Raw genomic sequence first — 15,906 nt, forward strand, 5'->3', positions numbered from 1 at the left:
TGTTAGAGAATCTTACTTTAATCTATTCCCGTCCTGATCAATAATGACCTCGCCGTCTTCTTTGCTGAGTGCGCCCAGCTGGGGAGCCGGCAAAATATCCAATACAAGCTCTGATGGCCTGCACAGCTTAACTCCCAGCTCAGTCACGACAAATGGACGATTGATTAAAATAGGATATTCAATCATGAAATTTATTAATTGCTCATCTGTCCAATGCGGCTGATCTAATTTCTGGGTTTCATAAGGTTCAACATTCTTACGCAGCGCTTCACGTACCGAGAGCTTCGAATTTTCAATTAAATGGACTAACTCCGCTTTATTGGGCGGAGTTTTCAGGTATTCAATGACTTCCGGTTCTTGTCCTGTATTCCGAATCAAAGCCAATGTATTCCTTGACGTTCCGCACGCAGGGTTATGGTAAATCCGAATCTTTGATGACATGAAATTTGCGCTCTTCTCGACAGTCTTGTATTTATATATGGATATGCGTATATTCGCAATAGTAAATATTTTGAGATCAATCATGGATCAAGCTGATTTCTTCAAGTGTCTTTCCGACCCGACCCGTTTGGATATTTTAAAGCTCATTTTGGCTAGGGCGAATGTCTGCGTTTGTGAGATCACTGCGCAATTGCAACTGAATCAGCCAAAGATTTCCCGGCACTTGGCATTGCTTCGGAACTTTTCCATTCTGCTGGACGAGCGCAAAGGGCAATGGGTGTATTACCGATTGAACCCGAATTTACCGGCATGGGCAAATGCAGTTCTGGATGTTCTGAAAAATCAAATTAATGAAGCGCCTAACCGCATTGACTCTTCTATTTCAATTCAATGCGGGCAATAGCATGTCCGCATCGAAGCTCTCATTCTTAGACCGCAACCTCACGCTATGGATTTTTATTGCGATGGCGCTGGGGGTCAGCATTGGCCTTTTCTTTCCTCAGGCCGCTGTGGCTTTAGATCAGCTAAGTATTGATTCAGTGAATATTCCTATTGCGATTGGGCTGATTCTGATGATGTATCCGCCGCTTGCAAAAGTGGACTATGCCGCTTTGCCGCAAGTGTTCAAGGATAAACGTACGCTGACATTATCTTTGGTTCAAAATTGGCTGATAGCGCCTTGCTTAATGTTTGGGTTGGCGATTATTTTCCTGCATTCCTATCCTGAATACATGACCGGTTTGATCCTGATCGGGCTGGCTCGATGCATTGCCATGGTGCTGGTATGGAATGGCCTTGCATGCGGCGATGACCAATATGTCGCGGCTTTGGTTGCGTTCAACAGTATTTTCCAAATTCTGTTTTTTAGTACCTATGCTTGGCTGTTCCTGACATTCTTGCCGCCATTTTTTGGAGTTGAAGCGCAAGTCATTCATGTAAGTTTTTGGACGATCACGCATGCGGTACTCGTGTATTTAGGTATTCCATTCTTGCTCGGTTTTTTGACCCGTTTGATCTTGGTCAAGCAAAAAGGCCTGGTTTGGTATCAGACTCAGTTTATTCCGAAAATTAGCCCGATTAGCCTTCTTGCGCTTTTGTTGACGATTGTCGCCATGTTTAGCCTGAAAGGCGGTGAAGTTGTAAGCCTGCCTTTGGATGTGTTGAGAATCGCCATTCCTCTGACGATTTATTTTATGGTGATGTTCTTCCTGAGCTTCTTTATGAGCAAATGGATGGGAAATGATTATTCAAAGACCACAGCAATTTCATTTACCGCAGCAGGGAATAATTTTGAATTGGCGCTTGCGGTGGCTATCGCAACTTTTGGATTAGCTTCACCTGTAGCATTTACAACGGTTATTGGCCCATTGGTAGAAGTTCCCGTGCTTATTGCATTGGTCAGTGTTTCATTGTGGCTGCGAAAGAATTTTAGACACTGAGAATTTTTAAAATCAGCATCATGCGCTACTATGAAATGCTGAAGCCGAAATAACGCGCCCATTCAGGAGGTTTTGCCATCAATTGAATACATGGCAATTTACAAAAGCGGCTTTTTGTCTGTTCTTGACTGATTGCGATGCATTATGAGTCCAGTCCCAGTCATTTAAATCAGGAATCGCATGACTGCTTAAACAGCACTAATTAAACCTAACTAAAGTCGAATGCTATTTAATTTGATGAAATATAATAATAAAATTAAATTTAGACTGCTTAGGCGCCTTTTCGCCTGTTTTAAGATTGGGTATTGCGGTAAAAAATTTAAGCTGCACAGATCAGAACAATAAATAAGGAAGAAGAACATGATGTTGCTGGAAGAAATTTTTAAAATAAATAAAGCGGATAATACGGAGGCATTTAATTTGCGCATTCAGCGCGGCCTCAGCTGGCTGAAAAAGGCCAATGATTTGCATAATGATTTAGATCTGCAGTACATCAGTTTATGGGTTTCCTTGAATGCTGTATATGCACAGGATGCCGCTCCGTTTGAACAAGGCCTGCAGTCATTTTTGCAAATGCTGTTTCAAAAGGACGCCGAGGGAAAATTAGAGCGGATTGTTTGGGAAAAATTCAGCCAGCCGGTGCAGGCGCTGCTGAATCAAAATCACCTTCATCAAGATTTTTGGGATTTTCAGAATAAAAAAATGACTTTGGCGCGGTGTCAGGCCGGCTTGGCGCAAGAAAAGCGCGACTGCCGCGAAGCCATGACGCGCCGTGATACTGGCGCCTTATTAACTTTGCTGTTTGGCCGGCTCAAAGCCCTGCATCATCAGCTTGTGCAAGGCGGTGTAAGCTATGGCAGCGCCATGAACCGCAAATATCTGCAGGACAGCTGCAATGTGCTTGGCGCATTGATGCCGGTCATTATTTTACTGCTGCTGGAAAATGCGCAGGCGATGGATTTGGGAAACCCGTTCTATCCGTCCGCGCAAGTGTGCTAGCAGCTGGGCTTAGCGCTGTTTGCGCTGAACTTGGCGCCGATAATAGCCTTGATCCAGCAAAGCGAAAAAAGCCGCCGCGGCAATTAATCCCAGCCCTGTCAGGCAAACTGTTGCCCAGCCGCCATGATGCCATGCATAAACCCCTAATGCAGAACCGCAGGCGCCGCCAATAAAGTAAGCGGTCATATAAATAGAATTAATGCGTGAACGGGCTGCTGGGTTCAGCTGAAAAATAATGTTCTGATTGCAGCTGTGCACCATCGCTAAGCCGAGGCTGATAAGTCCGTAGCCAAGGGTATAGCTGATCAGGGAATGGCCGCCAAGATAGAGCAGCAGCCAGCTCAAAGCCATAATTGAACAGCCGGCCCAAGTCAGTTTGGCATTGTAGCCGCGGTCAGCCCATTTTCCGACCCATTGCGTAGACAGCGCGCCAAAGACTCCAATCAAGGTCAGCACGCCCACCCAAACATCCGCCAAAGAAAAGGGCGGCGCAGTCAGCAGCATGGCAATGGTCGAAAATAGAATACTCATGGCGGCAAATACGCAGCCGCCGATGAAAGCGCGGTACACCAAGCGCCGTTCTTTCTGCAGCAGCTGGCCCATTGATCTGAAGATGCTGCTGTAGCTCATCCGCGTGGTGCTGACATGCGGCAGCTGGCGCATCAAAATGGCGGCGATCACCAGCATGAGGATGGTGCTGAGGATATAAATCATCTTCCAGTGAATTAAATTCGACAGCAGGCCAGAAAGGCTGGTAGAAAGCAAAATGCCCACCAGTAAGCCGCTCATAAGGAATCCGACTGTTTCACCAATTTTTTCGGGACGCACGGCAAGGGTAACCAAGGGAATCAGAATCTGCGCGGCAACAGAAAATAAACCGGCAATAATTGTGCCGGCCCACAGCATCGGCAAGTTCACGGACAAAGCGCAAATGCCTAAGCCAATGGCTGCCCCCAGCATTAATAGCGGAATAAATTTAGTCTTATTTACAATATCGCCCAAAGGAACAATAAACAGCAGCCCTAGGGCATAGGACATCTGTGCAAAGGTGACCGTTAACGCCACTTGAGATTGAGGCGCATGAAAGCTGTGCTGGATAGAGCTGATCAGCGGCTGGCAATAGTAGTTGGCGCCTGCGCATAGGCCGCAGGCAACGGCCATAAGCATGAGCAAGGCTTTATTGTGGCTGATGTCCATAGGTGTATTCATGTTAATCCTTGCCGGGTTGTATCTGGCAATATGCTGTTGCTTCAATCTCGATCTGCATGCCGGCCAAAGCCAGACAGGGTACTGGAATTAAGGTGCATGCAGGAAATCCTTGGTCTGTCCAAAGCTGCTGCATCCGTTGAATCAGAAGCTGATGTTTCTGCGGATTATAATCGGTGATTAACACTCTGAGCACCGCAATATCTTGAAGCTGTGCATCGGCTGCCTGCAGCGCCAGCTGGAGATTTCTGAAGGCTTGATGCAGCTGCTGTTCAAAATGTTCAGGCAGTTGTCCTTGGGAATTTTCACCGCCTTGGCCAGAAATATGCACAACTTTTTGCATCTGGCGGATAACCGCTACGTGACTATACCCATAAGGCTGAGGATTATACAGTGTGTCCGGGTTCAAAAATGTACGTACGGTATGGATGAAGCGCTATTGCAGCTCGGCATATTTTTTCTTCATAAGCATCGAATTTTGTTAGTATCAAAGCTCAAGTTAACTTGAGGTCAAGAAGAAGATGCCGGAATCTGAAAATGTTTGGCTGAACATCGGTGAGCTGGCGGCCCGAAGCGGCGTCAGTGTCAGCGCGCTGCGCTTTTATGAAGAAAAGGAGCTGATTTGGAGCACCCGCACTTCGGGCAATCAGCGGCGTTATCCGCGTTCCATGCTGCGCCGTGTGGCGATTATTAAAATTGCGCAGCAGGTCGGCATTAGTCTGCAGCAGGTCCATGCCGCTTTTGAGGCGCTGCCGAAACATAAAGCTGCGGCCAAATCGGACTGGCAGAAGATGTCGCAGCGCTGGCAGCAGCAATTAGATCAGCAGATTATTCATTTATTGCAACTCCGCCTGCAGCTGGATCAATGTATTGGCTGCGGCTGCCTGTCGCTTAAACAGTGTCCGCTGCGCAATCCGGATGATCAGCTGGGGCAGGATTCTGCCGGCGCGCATTTTCAGCAAGTCCTGATGAATTTAAACAATATTACGGCAGACAGCTCAGAAGGCTAAAAGCCGGTGCAGTCTGTCCATACATGCATTAGCTGGACAGCTTCTTCTTAGAGATGGTAATCATCAGAACACCTATGATATTCAGCAGGCAGCCGAACCATTGCATCATATTCAGATGTTCATCTAAAAACGCGACGGCCAGTAAAATGGTTAAAATTGGGCCAATAGAGGCAATCATTGCAGATTGCGCTGCGCCCAAGCGGGCAATGCTTTGCATCATCAGAATAGTCGGCAGTACGGTGACAAAGAAGCCCAGCGCAGCGCCATAGCCCCAGATACTGAGCGGCAGCTGCTGAAGCAGATGCAGCGGTTCAGGCACCGCCAAGCAAAAATGCACCAAGGTGCCCACGCAGGCAATGCTCAGCGCCAAGCCGTTATAATGCCAAGAACCGAATTTCATAATGAGTTTAGGCGTCATCAATAAATAGGATGCAAAAGCCACGGCACTGGCGAATACCAGGCTGGCGCCCAGCCAGAAATTGCTTTCATGCGGGGTGTGGCTTTGTTCCTGCAGCATCACAATGACGGTTCCGCCGTAGCTGAGCGCAATCGCGAAAATGCTTTGCAGGCTCAGCCGTTGCTTGTAGATCATGCTGGATGCAATGACGGTCAAGGTTGGATATAAAAATAAAATAATCCGTTCGAGTGACGCGCTGATATACATTAGGCCTTTAAAGTCCAGCCAGCTGGCAAAATAGTAGCCCAATAGGCCGGCAAGAATCAGAAGCAACCAGTCTTTTAAATGGATATCTGCATAGCTTTTACGGCTGAACCACGTGATCAGCAGAAAAAATGGCAAAGCGCAGCTCATGCGGAGCGCCATCAGAACAGTGGCATCGACTTGAGGCGACAGCGCATAGGCTTGTTTAATAAAAATGGCTTTGGTGCTGAACAAGAACGCGGCGCAAATTGCGCAGAGCGAGCCTAACTGAGTCCGTGTTAAAAATAGCGGCATCTTCTTATCATTCTTGCAGAAGCTTTATTGCCGGACAGTATAAAAGCTGCCGTTTAAAAGTTGAAATGTAAAATAATCATAGGGGCTATTCCAAAAAGGCATAGGAAAATATAAGGGTTTTATCGGTATTCAATTGAATAGGGTCATCAACAGCAGGGTTTCATCCGCAATTAAGATCATTAAGGCACTGGTTTTGAAGTATTAATTTAACCTTGGGTGTTCAGGTTGAATATTAAATATCTATTTATGCACCAATATGATGCGTTTGAGCGGCGAGATCAACAAACAGTCAGAGGTTCATCATGGTGCAAAATATTCAAAAAAATATTTTTTTATTAATTTTTTATCTAATTAGACTTAAGGAGCATAAGAAAAATGAATATAAAACGCCCAAATGAATAAATTGCTGCCAAATAAGGACCGCCACAGGATATTGGCAGAATTGACACAAAAGACCATATTTTAGGTCAAATCCGGCAGACGCAAAAACCAGATTTATTGTCAGCAAAGCCAATGCTGGAGTAAGGGGCTTTTGAATGCACTGCATTAGATAGGGGTTGGGGGTATTTACAACGGCAGCGCTGATCGTTGTTGATAGGACGAACTTGTCAGAATCATCAACCCCTTCGGCTGCGATAGCCAATTTGTGCCAAATCTGATGAAAAAATAGCAATCAAGATTCGATAAAAAATCAATTTTGCATAAAAAATATTCATACCATTAAAAATAAAAATGAATAAGTACTTTATCACATCATAATTTTTATGAATCATCAGTTCAAAATATGGGTATTTATTAAATAAATATTGGGTGGTAATTTAAAAAAGTTCCATTAGAATCCAAAAATTCAACAAGAACACACCTGAGGGGAGGCATCGTTTTTTACGGTGCTTACTTAAGAAAAATTAGCTTGAGGAACGCTCATGCAGATCGGAATTCCAGCCGAAACTGTCGTCGGTGAAAATCGCGTCGCTGCGACGCCAGAGACAGTAAAAAAGTTGATCAGCGCTGGTCATAATGTAGTTATCGAACGCGGTGCAGGTGTTAAAGCTGCCTATATCGATAGCGCATATGAACAGGTTGGCGCCAAAATTACAGATGATGCTTATACCGGCAGTCAAATTATTTTGAAAGTTCGCTCGCCGCAAGGCAGTGAAATTCAAAAGCTTGCGCCAAACAGTTCAGTCATTGCAATGTTTGACCCATACCGCAATCCAGAGCTAGACCAATTTGCGGCTCAGCAAGTGTCTGCATTTGCGTTGGAACTTTTGCCGCGGACTTTATCCCGCGCTCAAAATATGGATGTGCTGTCGTCTCAGGCGAACTTGTCAGGCTATAAGTCTGTGCTTTTGGCAGGGGCTGAGTATCAGCGCATGTTCCCAATGCTGATGACGGCTGCCGGTACAGTGAAGCCTGCGCGTGTCGTGATCATGGGCGTCGGCGTAGCTGGCCTGCAAGCGATTGCAACGGCAAAACGTTTAGGCGCAGTTGTCGAAGCAACTGATTTGCGTCCTACAGCGCGTGATCAGGTTGAGTCTCTGGGCGGTAAATGGCTGGATGTGCCAATGTCGCCGGAAGAGCAGCAAAAAGCTGCTGATGCCGCTAAAAATGGCTATGGCTGGATGCCGGGTGAAGACTATATCCGTGATCAGGCGATCATTGTGGATAAAGCGGTATCCAATGCCGATATCGTGATTACCACTGCATTGCTGCCGGGTCGAGATGCGCCGCGCCTGATTAAGGCGGAAACCGTTGCCAAAATGAAACCGGGTTCAGTCATTTTAGATATGGCTGTAGAAACCGGCGGCAACGTGGAAGGTTCAAAATGCGGTGAGACGGTATTTACTGAAAATGGCGTGAAAATTTTAGGCATTCCGAACTTGCCGTCTACCGTAGCCACAGAAGCGTCGGCACTGTATGCGCGCAACGTTTTTAATTTCTTAGATACGCTGTTTGATGCGGATAAAAATTTCGCGATTAATCCAGAAGAAGAAATTCAAAAAGCCCTTCTAGTAACTCATAGCGGCCAAGTCCTGCTGAAGCGTGGTTAAGGAGAGTCATCATGGTTGAAACTATTACTATTTTCGTCTTAGCCATCTTCGTTGGTTACTACGTGGTTTGGGGTGTTACCCCTGCATTGCATACACCGTTAATGGCGGTGACCAATGCGCTGTCTTCGATTATTGTGGTCGGTGCAATGCTGCAGACTGTGGGCATTCCGGGCTTGGTCGAAGCGAATGTGCAGTTCCAAAGCATTAATGTTGTTAGCGTATTAGGTGCCGTCGCTGTGTTTTTGGCAAGCATCAATATTTTCGGCGGTTTCGCAGTTACAGCGCGCATGCTTGAAATGTTCAAGCCGAAGCAAAAGAAAAAAGAGGGCTAAGACATGGAATTTATTCGAGAATATGCGGATTGGTTCTACCTGATTGGCGCCGTGCTTTTCATTCTGACTTTACGCGGTTTATCTGGCCCTAAAACTGCCATTCAAGGTAACCGCTACGGCATGATCGCTATGGCGATTGCTGTGATCACGACCTTTTTTGTGGCGGATCACCCGGTTGTTTGGATGATTGGCGGCGCTATGGTATTGGGTGCTGTGGTGGGTATTGCCCGCGCACGGACTGTTCCAATGACGCAAATGCCGGAAACTGTGGCGCTTATGCACTCTTTGGTGGGTTTGGCCGCGGTTCTGATTGCCATTGCTGCCATTTTGCATAACAACCAATTGACTGCGCTATTTGCAGAAAATGAAAGCGCCTTAACAGCGGCGGGCGTACAGCATGCGCATATGAGCAGCGTTCATTTGTTTGAACTGTTTGTCGGCTGTTTTGTGGGTGCGATCACGTTTACTGCCTCTGTATTTGCTTATGGCAAATTGGCTGCGAAAAAGTGGGCGAAAACCATTTCAGGCGCATGGGTGAAACCGGTTCAGGCGTTGATCTTTCTGGCGATGCTGGCCTGCGGTATTTACTTTTTCACGACGGGCAATATGAATGCATTCTGGGCAATGACCGCGCTTGCGCTGGCATTTGGCTGGGTGTGGATTGCGCCAGTTGGCGGCGGCGATATGCCGGTTGTGGTTTCGCTTTTGAACTCATTCTCGGGTTGGGCAGCGGCAGGCATTGGTTTCACGCTTGAAAACAATATGCTGATTGTTGCAGGCTCACTGGTGGGGTCATCAGGCGCGATTCTGTCTTACATTATGTGCAAAGCGATGAACCGTTCAATCATCAACGTACTGTTTGGTGGAGCCATGGGCGGTACTGCGGTGGCTGCAGCGGATAAAGGCGAGCAAGCGCAGCGCAACCACCGTTCAGGTTCTGCGGATGATGCAGGCTTCCTGATGTCAAATGCGGACAGCGTTGTGATTGTGCCGGGTTACGGCATGGCGCAAGGCCGTGCGCAAAATGCGGTGAAAGAACTGTGTGAAATCTTAAAAGAGCAGGGTGTTAAAGTCCGCTTTGCGATTCACCCTGTTGCCGGCCGTATGCCGGGCCACATGAACGTACTTTTGGCTGAAGCAGACGTGGCGTATGAAGACATCTTAGAGATGGATGAGATCAACTCAGACTTCCCTGCAACGGATGTAGTTTTGGTGATTGGCGCGAATGACGTGGTCAACCCAGCAGCCAAAGATGATCCGACATCGCCAATTTACGGCATGCCGATTTTGGAAGCGCATAAAGCGCGGACCATTATGGTGATCAAGCGCTCTATGGCGACTGGCTACGCGGGCTTAGACAATGACTTATTCTACAATGAAAAAACCATGATGATTTTTGGTGATGCGAAGAAAGTGGTCGAAGATATGACCAAGGCAATCAATGGCGGCGGTCACTAAGCCCCGCCTAAGCTGTTCAATGCCATATACTGAAGTTATAAAAACCGCCTACGGGCGGTTTTTTGATGGACGGCATTTAATGCAGCTGCTGAATGTCATTATTCAACAGCTTCATTATTTGAGCTATTATCTGGCTCAACCTTAGCCAATTCACATGGATGAATAGCTAATGGAACTTAGACAGCTTGCTGGCAGCTGTTGTGGTCGGCATTTCCATTCTTGCAATTTTTACTGCTTTTCCAGCGCTAAATTGGCTGGTAAATCATACGACCTTTACCAATTTGTTGATTGTTTTATTGTACTTTTCATTTTTCTTTGGTATGTACAACGGCAGTATGGTTGCCACTTTGGCGGAATCAATGCCGCCGCGTGTACGTACCGTTGGGTTTTCTCTGGCCTTCAGTTTAGCGACGGCGCTCTTTGGCGGTGTTACGCCAATGATGAGCACTTATCTGATTGAACGAACAAGCGATTCCAGCATGCCCGCACTCTGGCTGATGTTTGCGGGGACGTGCAGTTTGTTGGCAAGCCTTTATTTGTGCAAGCGTTTGCCAAACCGCAAACGGATGTATCAGGAAACCCGTATTTAATAGTTCCAACTCATCAATGGATTCATTGCCAATGATGTCAACCGCCTAAGGGCGGTTTTATCTTTTCTGGGCTTAAATGATTAAAATGCAGCTTATATTTACCCATCTTTGGTGCAGGCTGCGCGCTGGCAAGGCTTTTAATACAGTAGAGTTGAAAATGTAAGAGATTGAACTTTATGAATATTTTAAGCGATAAAATTTGAAGTAAAAGGCAGATATTGAACATGCTCCCGCATCAGAATGGAATGATCATGTAATAGTTCAAATTAATTGTGGCACTGATTTTGCTAATCATGAATCATCCTTGGGGGGATCATTCATGAAAATAAAAGCAATGCTAATCGGGCTGCTGTTCATTTGCGCGGCGCCTGCGATAGCTGCAGAAAATACTGTTCAAAATATTCAAAACATCCGTATTTCATTAGACAGTGTTTGGGTCATTTTAGGGGGGATTTTAGTTTTTTTTATGCAGGCAGGATTTGCTCTGATTGAAAGCGGCTCAGTGCGCAGTAAAAATACCGTCAATGTGCTGATGAAAAACTACATGGACACTTGCCTAGGCGGGCTGGTGTTTTGGCTGATTGGCTTTGGCATTATGTTTGGTGTGAACCAGAGCGGCTATATTGGACAGAGCCATTTTGCGCCGAATGATCTGGATGACTGGAACTGGAATTTGCTGTTTTTCCAAATGATGTTCGCTGCCACGGCAACCACCATTGCCAGCGGCGCGATGGCGGAGCGGATCCACTTTGTGGCGTATGTGGTGAGCGCGACAATTGTCAGCGGCTTAATTTATCCTGTGTTCGGCAGCTGGGCATGGGGCAGCCTGTTTGGCGGCGAAGGCTGGTTAAAGGCTTTGGGCTTTATCGATTTTGCCGGCTCGACGGTTGTGCATTCGATTGGCGGCTGGGTCGCGCTGGCGGGGATACTGGTTTTAGGTCCGCGTCTTGGCCGCTTTGGCCGTGATGGAAAAAGCCATTATTTACCGGGGCATAATTTACCTTTGGTGGCGCTGGGCGGCTTCATTTTGTGGCTGGCTTGGTTCGGCTTTAATGCAGGCTCAACGATTCAAGCCAATGTCAGCATTGGCCGAATTGCGCTGAATACCCATTTGGCAGCCTGTGCTGCTGCAGCCGCGTATATGGTGCTGTGCTTGGTCCGTAAAAAAGCTATTTTAATCCGCAGCACCATCAATGCCTCTTTGGGCGGTTTGGTGGCGATTACTGCTGGATGCGCCAGCATGACGCCGGTTTTTGCCATTTGCACCGGCCTGATTGCTGGCTTGCTGGTCAGCGTTGTGCCTGCTGTTATGGAAAAAATGAAAATTGATGATGTTGTGGATGCTGTTGCGGTACATGGGTTCTGCGGCGCTTGGGGCACAGTTGCGGCGGGAATATTCTTTGAGCAGAACATGTTCAATGGTGCAATTATTTCCATACAGTGTTTAGGCGTCATGACTGCTTTTCTTTGGGGATTTGGCGTGGCTTTTGCGGTCTTTAAGGTGCTGGATAAGCTGCTGGGCGGCCTGCGGGTCAGCAAGCAGCATGAACAGCGCGGGCTGGACTACACCGAACATGCAGAGCTATCTTATCCTGAGTTTCAGAAAGATGTCACTTTTGAAACAGATGGCATAACCAAGCGTCATTAATCTAAGAGCCGTCAGGAGGAGCGCATGATGAGCACTGAAGTTTTGAATTTAATGCAGCGCCGCCAAGCGATAGAGCGCGGCCTGCAGCAGTATTTTGATGGCACTATGCTGGAACGGGTTTTAGGGCATTGGGAGCAGCAGTACAGTGAAAAGCCAGCATTTGTTTTAAACCGTTTTCTTAGTGAGATCTGCACCACAGAAGAGCTGCGCTATTACCGCAAGGACATGCTGCGCCAAGTGCTGTATGAATTATCTGAATTGGAAAAACAGGAATTGATGCAGGGCAGGCAGAGTAAGAAACAGGAACGGGCTGAAGAAGTCCTGATTTCTGGAGAAATTACCGATGCATTCAGCCAGTTTCTAGCTTATATCCTGCAGGCGGTTTCAGTAAAAGATTTGGACGATTTTGAACAGGAAATTAAACAGCACTTGGCGGGAAATGAGGTGGCAATAGGTTTAAATGAACGGATCAGCGTGCCCGAATTTGCTGTACAGCTGCCGGTGTCGAGCTATGCATCCATCATTACGGCGGTATATGAAATATTTTGTGAATTTTATGGCCCTATGCGCGCAGATCAAGTCTATGCGCAAACTAGACTGAAAATTAAAACCCAATTTCCGGAAGTTGATCTGCATCAGCTGCTGTAAAAAATGCAGCTATAAAAAAAGCGGTCAAAATTGACCGCTTCTTTTTTATCTTTTGCTTAAGCTACAGACTCAGGGGCTGTACGCCAAAGGCTTTCTAAATCATAGAATTTTCGGGCTGCCGGCAGCATAACGTGCACAACAACAAAACCGAGGTCAATCAGAATCCACTCAGCATCACGTTCGCCTTCAACACCAATAGGACGGAAGCCAGCTTTTCGGGCTTCTTCAGCAACATTGTCTGCAAGAGATTTAATATGGCGGGTAGATGTACCGCTGGCAATCACGATTGCGTCAGATACATTACTGATTGAGCTGACATCCAGCTCAACAATTTCTTTTGCTTTTACATCTGCAAGTGCTTCACGTACAACTTCAAGACAAGCCTGTACGTCTTTCTTTTGGGTATTGAGAGTTAGGTCGTGAGAATTAGAAGCGCTGGGCGATGGTTCTAAATTCATGGAGGGTATGATTTCCTGACAATTATTCATGCTCTAATATAGCTGTTTTGGCGACGAATTTCAAATCAGCGCTTAAATCAGGCCTGAAGATTATGTGAAGTATTTGTCTTTCCAAGCAAAAGTATTTTCAGAAGCTTGGCTCGGACGGTATTCTGCAGCTGTATAGCCCGCATAGCGGCTTTGCTTCAGCCAGCTGAATATCGGTGCATAATCTATTTTTCCGGTGTCTGGCTCTTGGCGGGCAGGGCAATCGGCAAATTGAATATGTCCAATAAAATCAATATTTTCTTCCAGCCCTTCTAAAATATTTTCCCCCATCATGGCCATGTGGTAACAGTCATATTGCATTTTTAATGCAGGATGTCTAACCGCTTCTAAAATCTCTTGCGCCTGGGCGATATTTTGTATCAAAAAACGCGGCATATCCGTGCCGTTAATCATTTCAAATACAGGCTGAATGCCGTGCGCGCTGAACATTTGACAGGCCATTTTTAGATTGGAAGAAAGAGTGTTGAGGCAAGGGAGCAGATCAGCATCCTGAGGCTGCCGGCCGGCCAAAATATTCACGCTCGGGACATGCAGCGCATTGGCGTAAACAATGGCTTGATCAACAGCTTGGCGGAATTCAATCTCTTTGCCGGGAATGCCCGCCAAACCGTTGCCGCCTTGCATTAAATCGCCTGCAGGCGCATTGATCAGGCAAAGGGTCAAATCATGCACCGTCAGCTGGGTTTGAATCTGCTCAATGCTCAACTCATAAGGAAACTGAATTTCAACATGGCTGAATCCCTGCGCGCGCGCCAGAGCAAAACGTTCAATCAGCGGCACTTCGGTAAAAATCATGGAGAGATTGACAGCGAGTTTGATCATGCATGACTCCTTGTACGGCAGGGGGAAAATTCAGCTTATCAGGATTCTTGTTTTTCTACATGCTGAATTACAGTGGCGAGATCTTTTTCTGCAAAACCATTGGCTTGATGATGCTGCAGCTGCTGCAGCGCCAGCTCGGCAACAGGAATCTGCAGCTGATGCGATGCCGCCAGCTGAAGGGCATTGTTCAAATCTTTTGACAAGGTTTGCACTTTCCACTGTACGGGTTCAAATGTATGTGACGCCATGCGGGGCGCTAAAATTTGAAAGGGTTTGGAATCCGCAAATCCGCCAGCCAGCGCTGGGGCAAGCAGGGCTGTGTTGACACCAGCCTGACCCGCTAAGGCCACCGCTTCAGCAATTAAGGTACTGTTGGCTGCAACAATCAGCTGGTTGCAGATTTTAGTCGCTTGGCCTGTGCCTGAATCTCCCATGCGGGTAACGCGCTGTGACAGAACATTATACATTAGCGTTAAATCTTGAATGGTTTGCGCATTGCCACCAGCGAAAATGACCAGCGTGCCTTGCTCAGCGCCGGCTGTGCCGCCGGAAACCGGGGAGTCAATCCAAATAATATTTTTCTGCTGAGCTTGCTGCGCCAGCAGATGCGTTTGTGCAACAGAGAGGCTGGAAAAATCGACAATGACCTGATGGGCTTGTAAAAAAGGCTCAATTTGCGCATACACAGAAGCCGCTGCCTTATCGTCCGCCAAGCAGGTCAGAATGAGCGGATATGCTGCAATATCTTTGAGGGCCAGCTGAGCTGCGCCAAGGCCGACCAATTCGTCACATGCGCTTGCGGTGCGGTTCCAGACAGCAACCTCAAATCCTGCTTGAATTAAGCGGGCGGCCATGCGGCTGCCCATCAGGCCCATGCCTAAGAATGCAATTTTGCTGCTGCGGTCAAAATTCATGCTGTCCCTCTGCTTTATATTGTCAATTTTGCCGTCAGCAGATTTTTAAATTTTGCTGACTTTTTCGATTGGCGAATGATATGTATTTTACTGATACTGACGCGGTAGAAACTGAACTTCTGGGTTCTTGTCTTTTTTTCGCGCCAGTTTGCTGTTTTTGCCCAGCAGCAGTTTTAACTGCCAGATTTTTTCTAGGCGCAGTGATTTATTGGGAGAATGCTCCATGGCATCCAGTACACGCTTGACCGCTGCCAGCGCATCAGGGGAGCGGTTCAGCATTTCGGCGGCCAAAGCTTGCGCCTGTGCCAGCGGTGATTCAGCCAAATGCGTCACCAAGCCAATGTCTTTGGCATAGCGGGCGTCAAAGATGCGCGCTGTCAGTGACAGCTCTTTGGCTAAATCCAGTCCAATAATGCCTTTGATCGAACGGGTCAGGCCCATATCCGGCACGAGCCCCCAGCGGCTTTCCATAATGGACATTTGCGTGTCTGGATGGGCAATGCGGATATCCGCCGCCAAAGCCAGCTGCATGCCTGCGCCAAAACAAAAGCCTTCAACGGCTGCAATAACCGGAACAGGCAATTCCTGCCAGACTAAGAAAGCTTTCTGAAAAAGGCTTTGCCCTGGTTTGATTAGTTCCCATGCGGCATAGGCGGTATTTTTCGGATCGTTTAAATCGGACAGGTCAATACCGGCGCTGAAGACCTGCGCCTCACCGGTCAAAATAACGCAGCGGATTGAACGGTCTTTTTTAATTAAATTGGCCATACGCACCAGTTCTTTGAGTAACGCAAAGCTCATTGCATTGCGTTTATCCGGGCGGTTCAACGTGACTGTCGCAATGCCGTTATTTTTTTCCAGTTTAACCAGTGCCATATGTGAAAACT

At 47.1% G+C, this 15,906-nt stretch carries 17 protein-coding genes and 1 pseudogene; 10 read left to right on the plus strand and 8 right to left on the minus strand.

Features of this window, described 5'->3' with window-relative positions; genetic code table 11:
* Positions 1-12: 12 nt before the first annotated feature.
* The gene (gene arsC / locus AZH43_RS11290; protein WP_067669849.1) at positions 13-441 is read right to left on the minus strand and encodes an arsenate reductase (glutaredoxin); all 429 of its coding nucleotides are present in this window, start codon (positions 439-441) and stop codon (positions 13-15) included.
* Positions 442-523: 82 nt separating this feature from the next.
* Between arsC and AZH43_RS11295 the strand changes: the two genes are divergently transcribed.
* The 3 genes from AZH43_RS11295 (at position 524) to AZH43_RS11305 (ending at position 2,879) form a co-directional block, all read left to right on the plus strand.
* Positions 524-844: a metalloregulator ArsR/SmtB family transcription factor gene (locus AZH43_RS11295; protein WP_067669736.1), complete on the plus strand. Its 321-nt coding sequence runs from the start codon at positions 524-526 to the stop codon at positions 842-844.
* A gap of 1 nt (position 845) precedes the next feature.
* Positions 846-1,880: an ACR3 family arsenite efflux transporter gene (gene arsB, locus AZH43_RS11300; protein ID WP_067669738.1), complete on the plus strand. Its 1,035-nt coding sequence runs from the start codon at positions 846-848 to the stop codon at positions 1,878-1,880.
* Positions 1,881-2,240: 360 nt separating this feature from the next.
* Positions 2,241-2,879 carry a hypothetical protein gene (locus tag AZH43_RS11305; protein ID WP_067669740.1) on the plus strand — a complete coding sequence of 213 codons (639 nt, stop codon included), beginning with the start codon at positions 2,241-2,243 and terminating at the stop codon, positions 2,877-2,879.
* A gap of 9 nt (positions 2,880-2,888) precedes the next feature.
* Here AZH43_RS11305 and AZH43_RS11310 read toward each other — a convergent pair whose 3' ends face one another.
* Complete coding sequence (locus AZH43_RS11310; protein ID WP_067669742.1) at positions 2,889-4,088, minus strand: MFS transporter; 1,200 nt, start codon at positions 4,086-4,088, stop codon at positions 2,889-2,891.
* 1 nt (position 4,089) lies between these two features.
* The gene (locus AZH43_RS11315) at positions 4,090-4,515 is read right to left on the minus strand and encodes a RidA family protein (RefSeq protein ID WP_067669744.1); all 426 of its coding nucleotides are present in this window, start codon (positions 4,513-4,515) and stop codon (positions 4,090-4,092) included.
* A gap of 91 nt (positions 4,516-4,606) precedes the next feature.
* On the opposite strand from AZH43_RS11315, the gene soxR reads away from it, so the two are divergent.
* Complete coding sequence (gene soxR / locus AZH43_RS11320) at positions 4,607-5,095, plus strand: redox-sensitive transcriptional activator SoxR (RefSeq protein WP_067669746.1); 489 nt, start codon at positions 4,607-4,609, stop codon at positions 5,093-5,095.
* Positions 5,096-5,123: 28 nt separating this feature from the next.
* On the opposite strand, the gene AZH43_RS11325 is transcribed toward soxR, so the two are convergent.
* Positions 5,124-6,050 (minus strand): DMT family transporter, encoded by a 927-nt coding sequence (locus AZH43_RS11325; protein ID WP_067669748.1) that lies wholly within the window; start codon positions 6,048-6,050, stop codon positions 5,124-5,126.
* A gap of 923 nt (positions 6,051-6,973) precedes the next feature.
* Here AZH43_RS11325 and AZH43_RS11330 point away from each other — a divergent pair.
* The 6 genes and pseudogenes from AZH43_RS11330 to AZH43_RS11355 all read left to right on the plus strand — a co-directional run bounded on the left by AZH43_RS11330 (position 6,974) and on the right by AZH43_RS11355 (position 12,777).
* Entirely contained in the window at positions 6,974-8,101 is a 1,128-nt protein-coding gene (locus AZH43_RS11330) for a Re/Si-specific NAD(P)(+) transhydrogenase subunit alpha (RefSeq protein ID WP_067669749.1), read from the plus strand.
* 11 nt (positions 8,102-8,112) lie between these two features.
* Positions 8,113-8,433, plus strand: a complete 321-nt coding sequence (locus tag AZH43_RS11335) for a proton-translocating transhydrogenase family protein (protein ID WP_005012553.1) — start codon at positions 8,113-8,115, stop codon at positions 8,431-8,433.
* A gap of 3 nt (positions 8,434-8,436) precedes the next feature.
* Entirely contained in the window at positions 8,437-9,891 is a 1,455-nt protein-coding gene (locus tag AZH43_RS11340) for an NAD(P)(+) transhydrogenase (Re/Si-specific) subunit beta (protein ID WP_067669751.1), read from the plus strand.
* Positions 9,892-10,088: 197 nt separating this feature from the next.
* Positions 10,089-10,481: pseudogene (locus AZH43_RS11345) on the plus strand (MFS transporter); the annotation flags it as partial.
* A gap of 334 nt (positions 10,482-10,815) precedes the next feature.
* Positions 10,816-12,129: an ammonium transporter gene (locus AZH43_RS11350; RefSeq protein ID WP_406564622.1), complete on the plus strand. Its 1,314-nt coding sequence runs from the start codon at positions 10,816-10,818 to the stop codon at positions 12,127-12,129.
* 27 nt (positions 12,130-12,156) lie between these two features.
* The gene (locus AZH43_RS11355; RefSeq protein WP_067669851.1) at positions 12,157-12,777 is read left to right on the plus strand and encodes a hypothetical protein; all 621 of its coding nucleotides are present in this window, start codon (positions 12,157-12,159) and stop codon (positions 12,775-12,777) included.
* A gap of 56 nt (positions 12,778-12,833) precedes the next feature.
* Here the strand turns inward: AZH43_RS11355 and rsfS are convergent, their stop codons facing one another.
* The 4 genes from rsfS to AZH43_RS11375 form a co-directional block, all read right to left on the minus strand.
* Positions 12,834-13,235 carry a ribosome silencing factor gene (rsfS, locus tag AZH43_RS11360; RefSeq protein ID WP_067669757.1) on the minus strand — a complete coding sequence of 134 codons (402 nt, stop codon included), beginning with the start codon at positions 13,233-13,235 and terminating at the stop codon, positions 12,834-12,836.
* Positions 13,236-13,325: 90 nt separating this feature from the next.
* On the minus strand, positions 13,326-14,105 hold the full coding sequence (locus AZH43_RS11365; protein WP_067669759.1) for a hydroxypyruvate isomerase family protein: 780 nt from the start codon (positions 14,103-14,105) through the stop codon (positions 13,326-13,328).
* Positions 14,106-14,143: 38 nt separating this feature from the next.
* On the minus strand, positions 14,144-15,019 hold the full coding sequence (locus tag AZH43_RS11370; protein WP_067669762.1) for an NAD(P)-dependent oxidoreductase: 876 nt from the start codon (positions 15,017-15,019) through the stop codon (positions 14,144-14,146).
* Between the two features lie 87 nt (positions 15,020-15,106).
* On the minus strand, positions 15,107-15,895 hold the full coding sequence (locus AZH43_RS11375) for a crotonase/enoyl-CoA hydratase family protein (protein ID WP_067669764.1): 789 nt from the start codon (positions 15,893-15,895) through the stop codon (positions 15,107-15,109).
* Between the last annotated feature and the right edge of the window lie 11 nt (positions 15,896-15,906).

It is taken from the genome of Acinetobacter pragensis (genome assembly GCF_001605895.1).
In the GTDB taxonomy this organism is placed as follows: domain Bacteria; phylum Pseudomonadota; class Gammaproteobacteria; order Pseudomonadales; family Moraxellaceae; genus Acinetobacter; species Acinetobacter pragensis.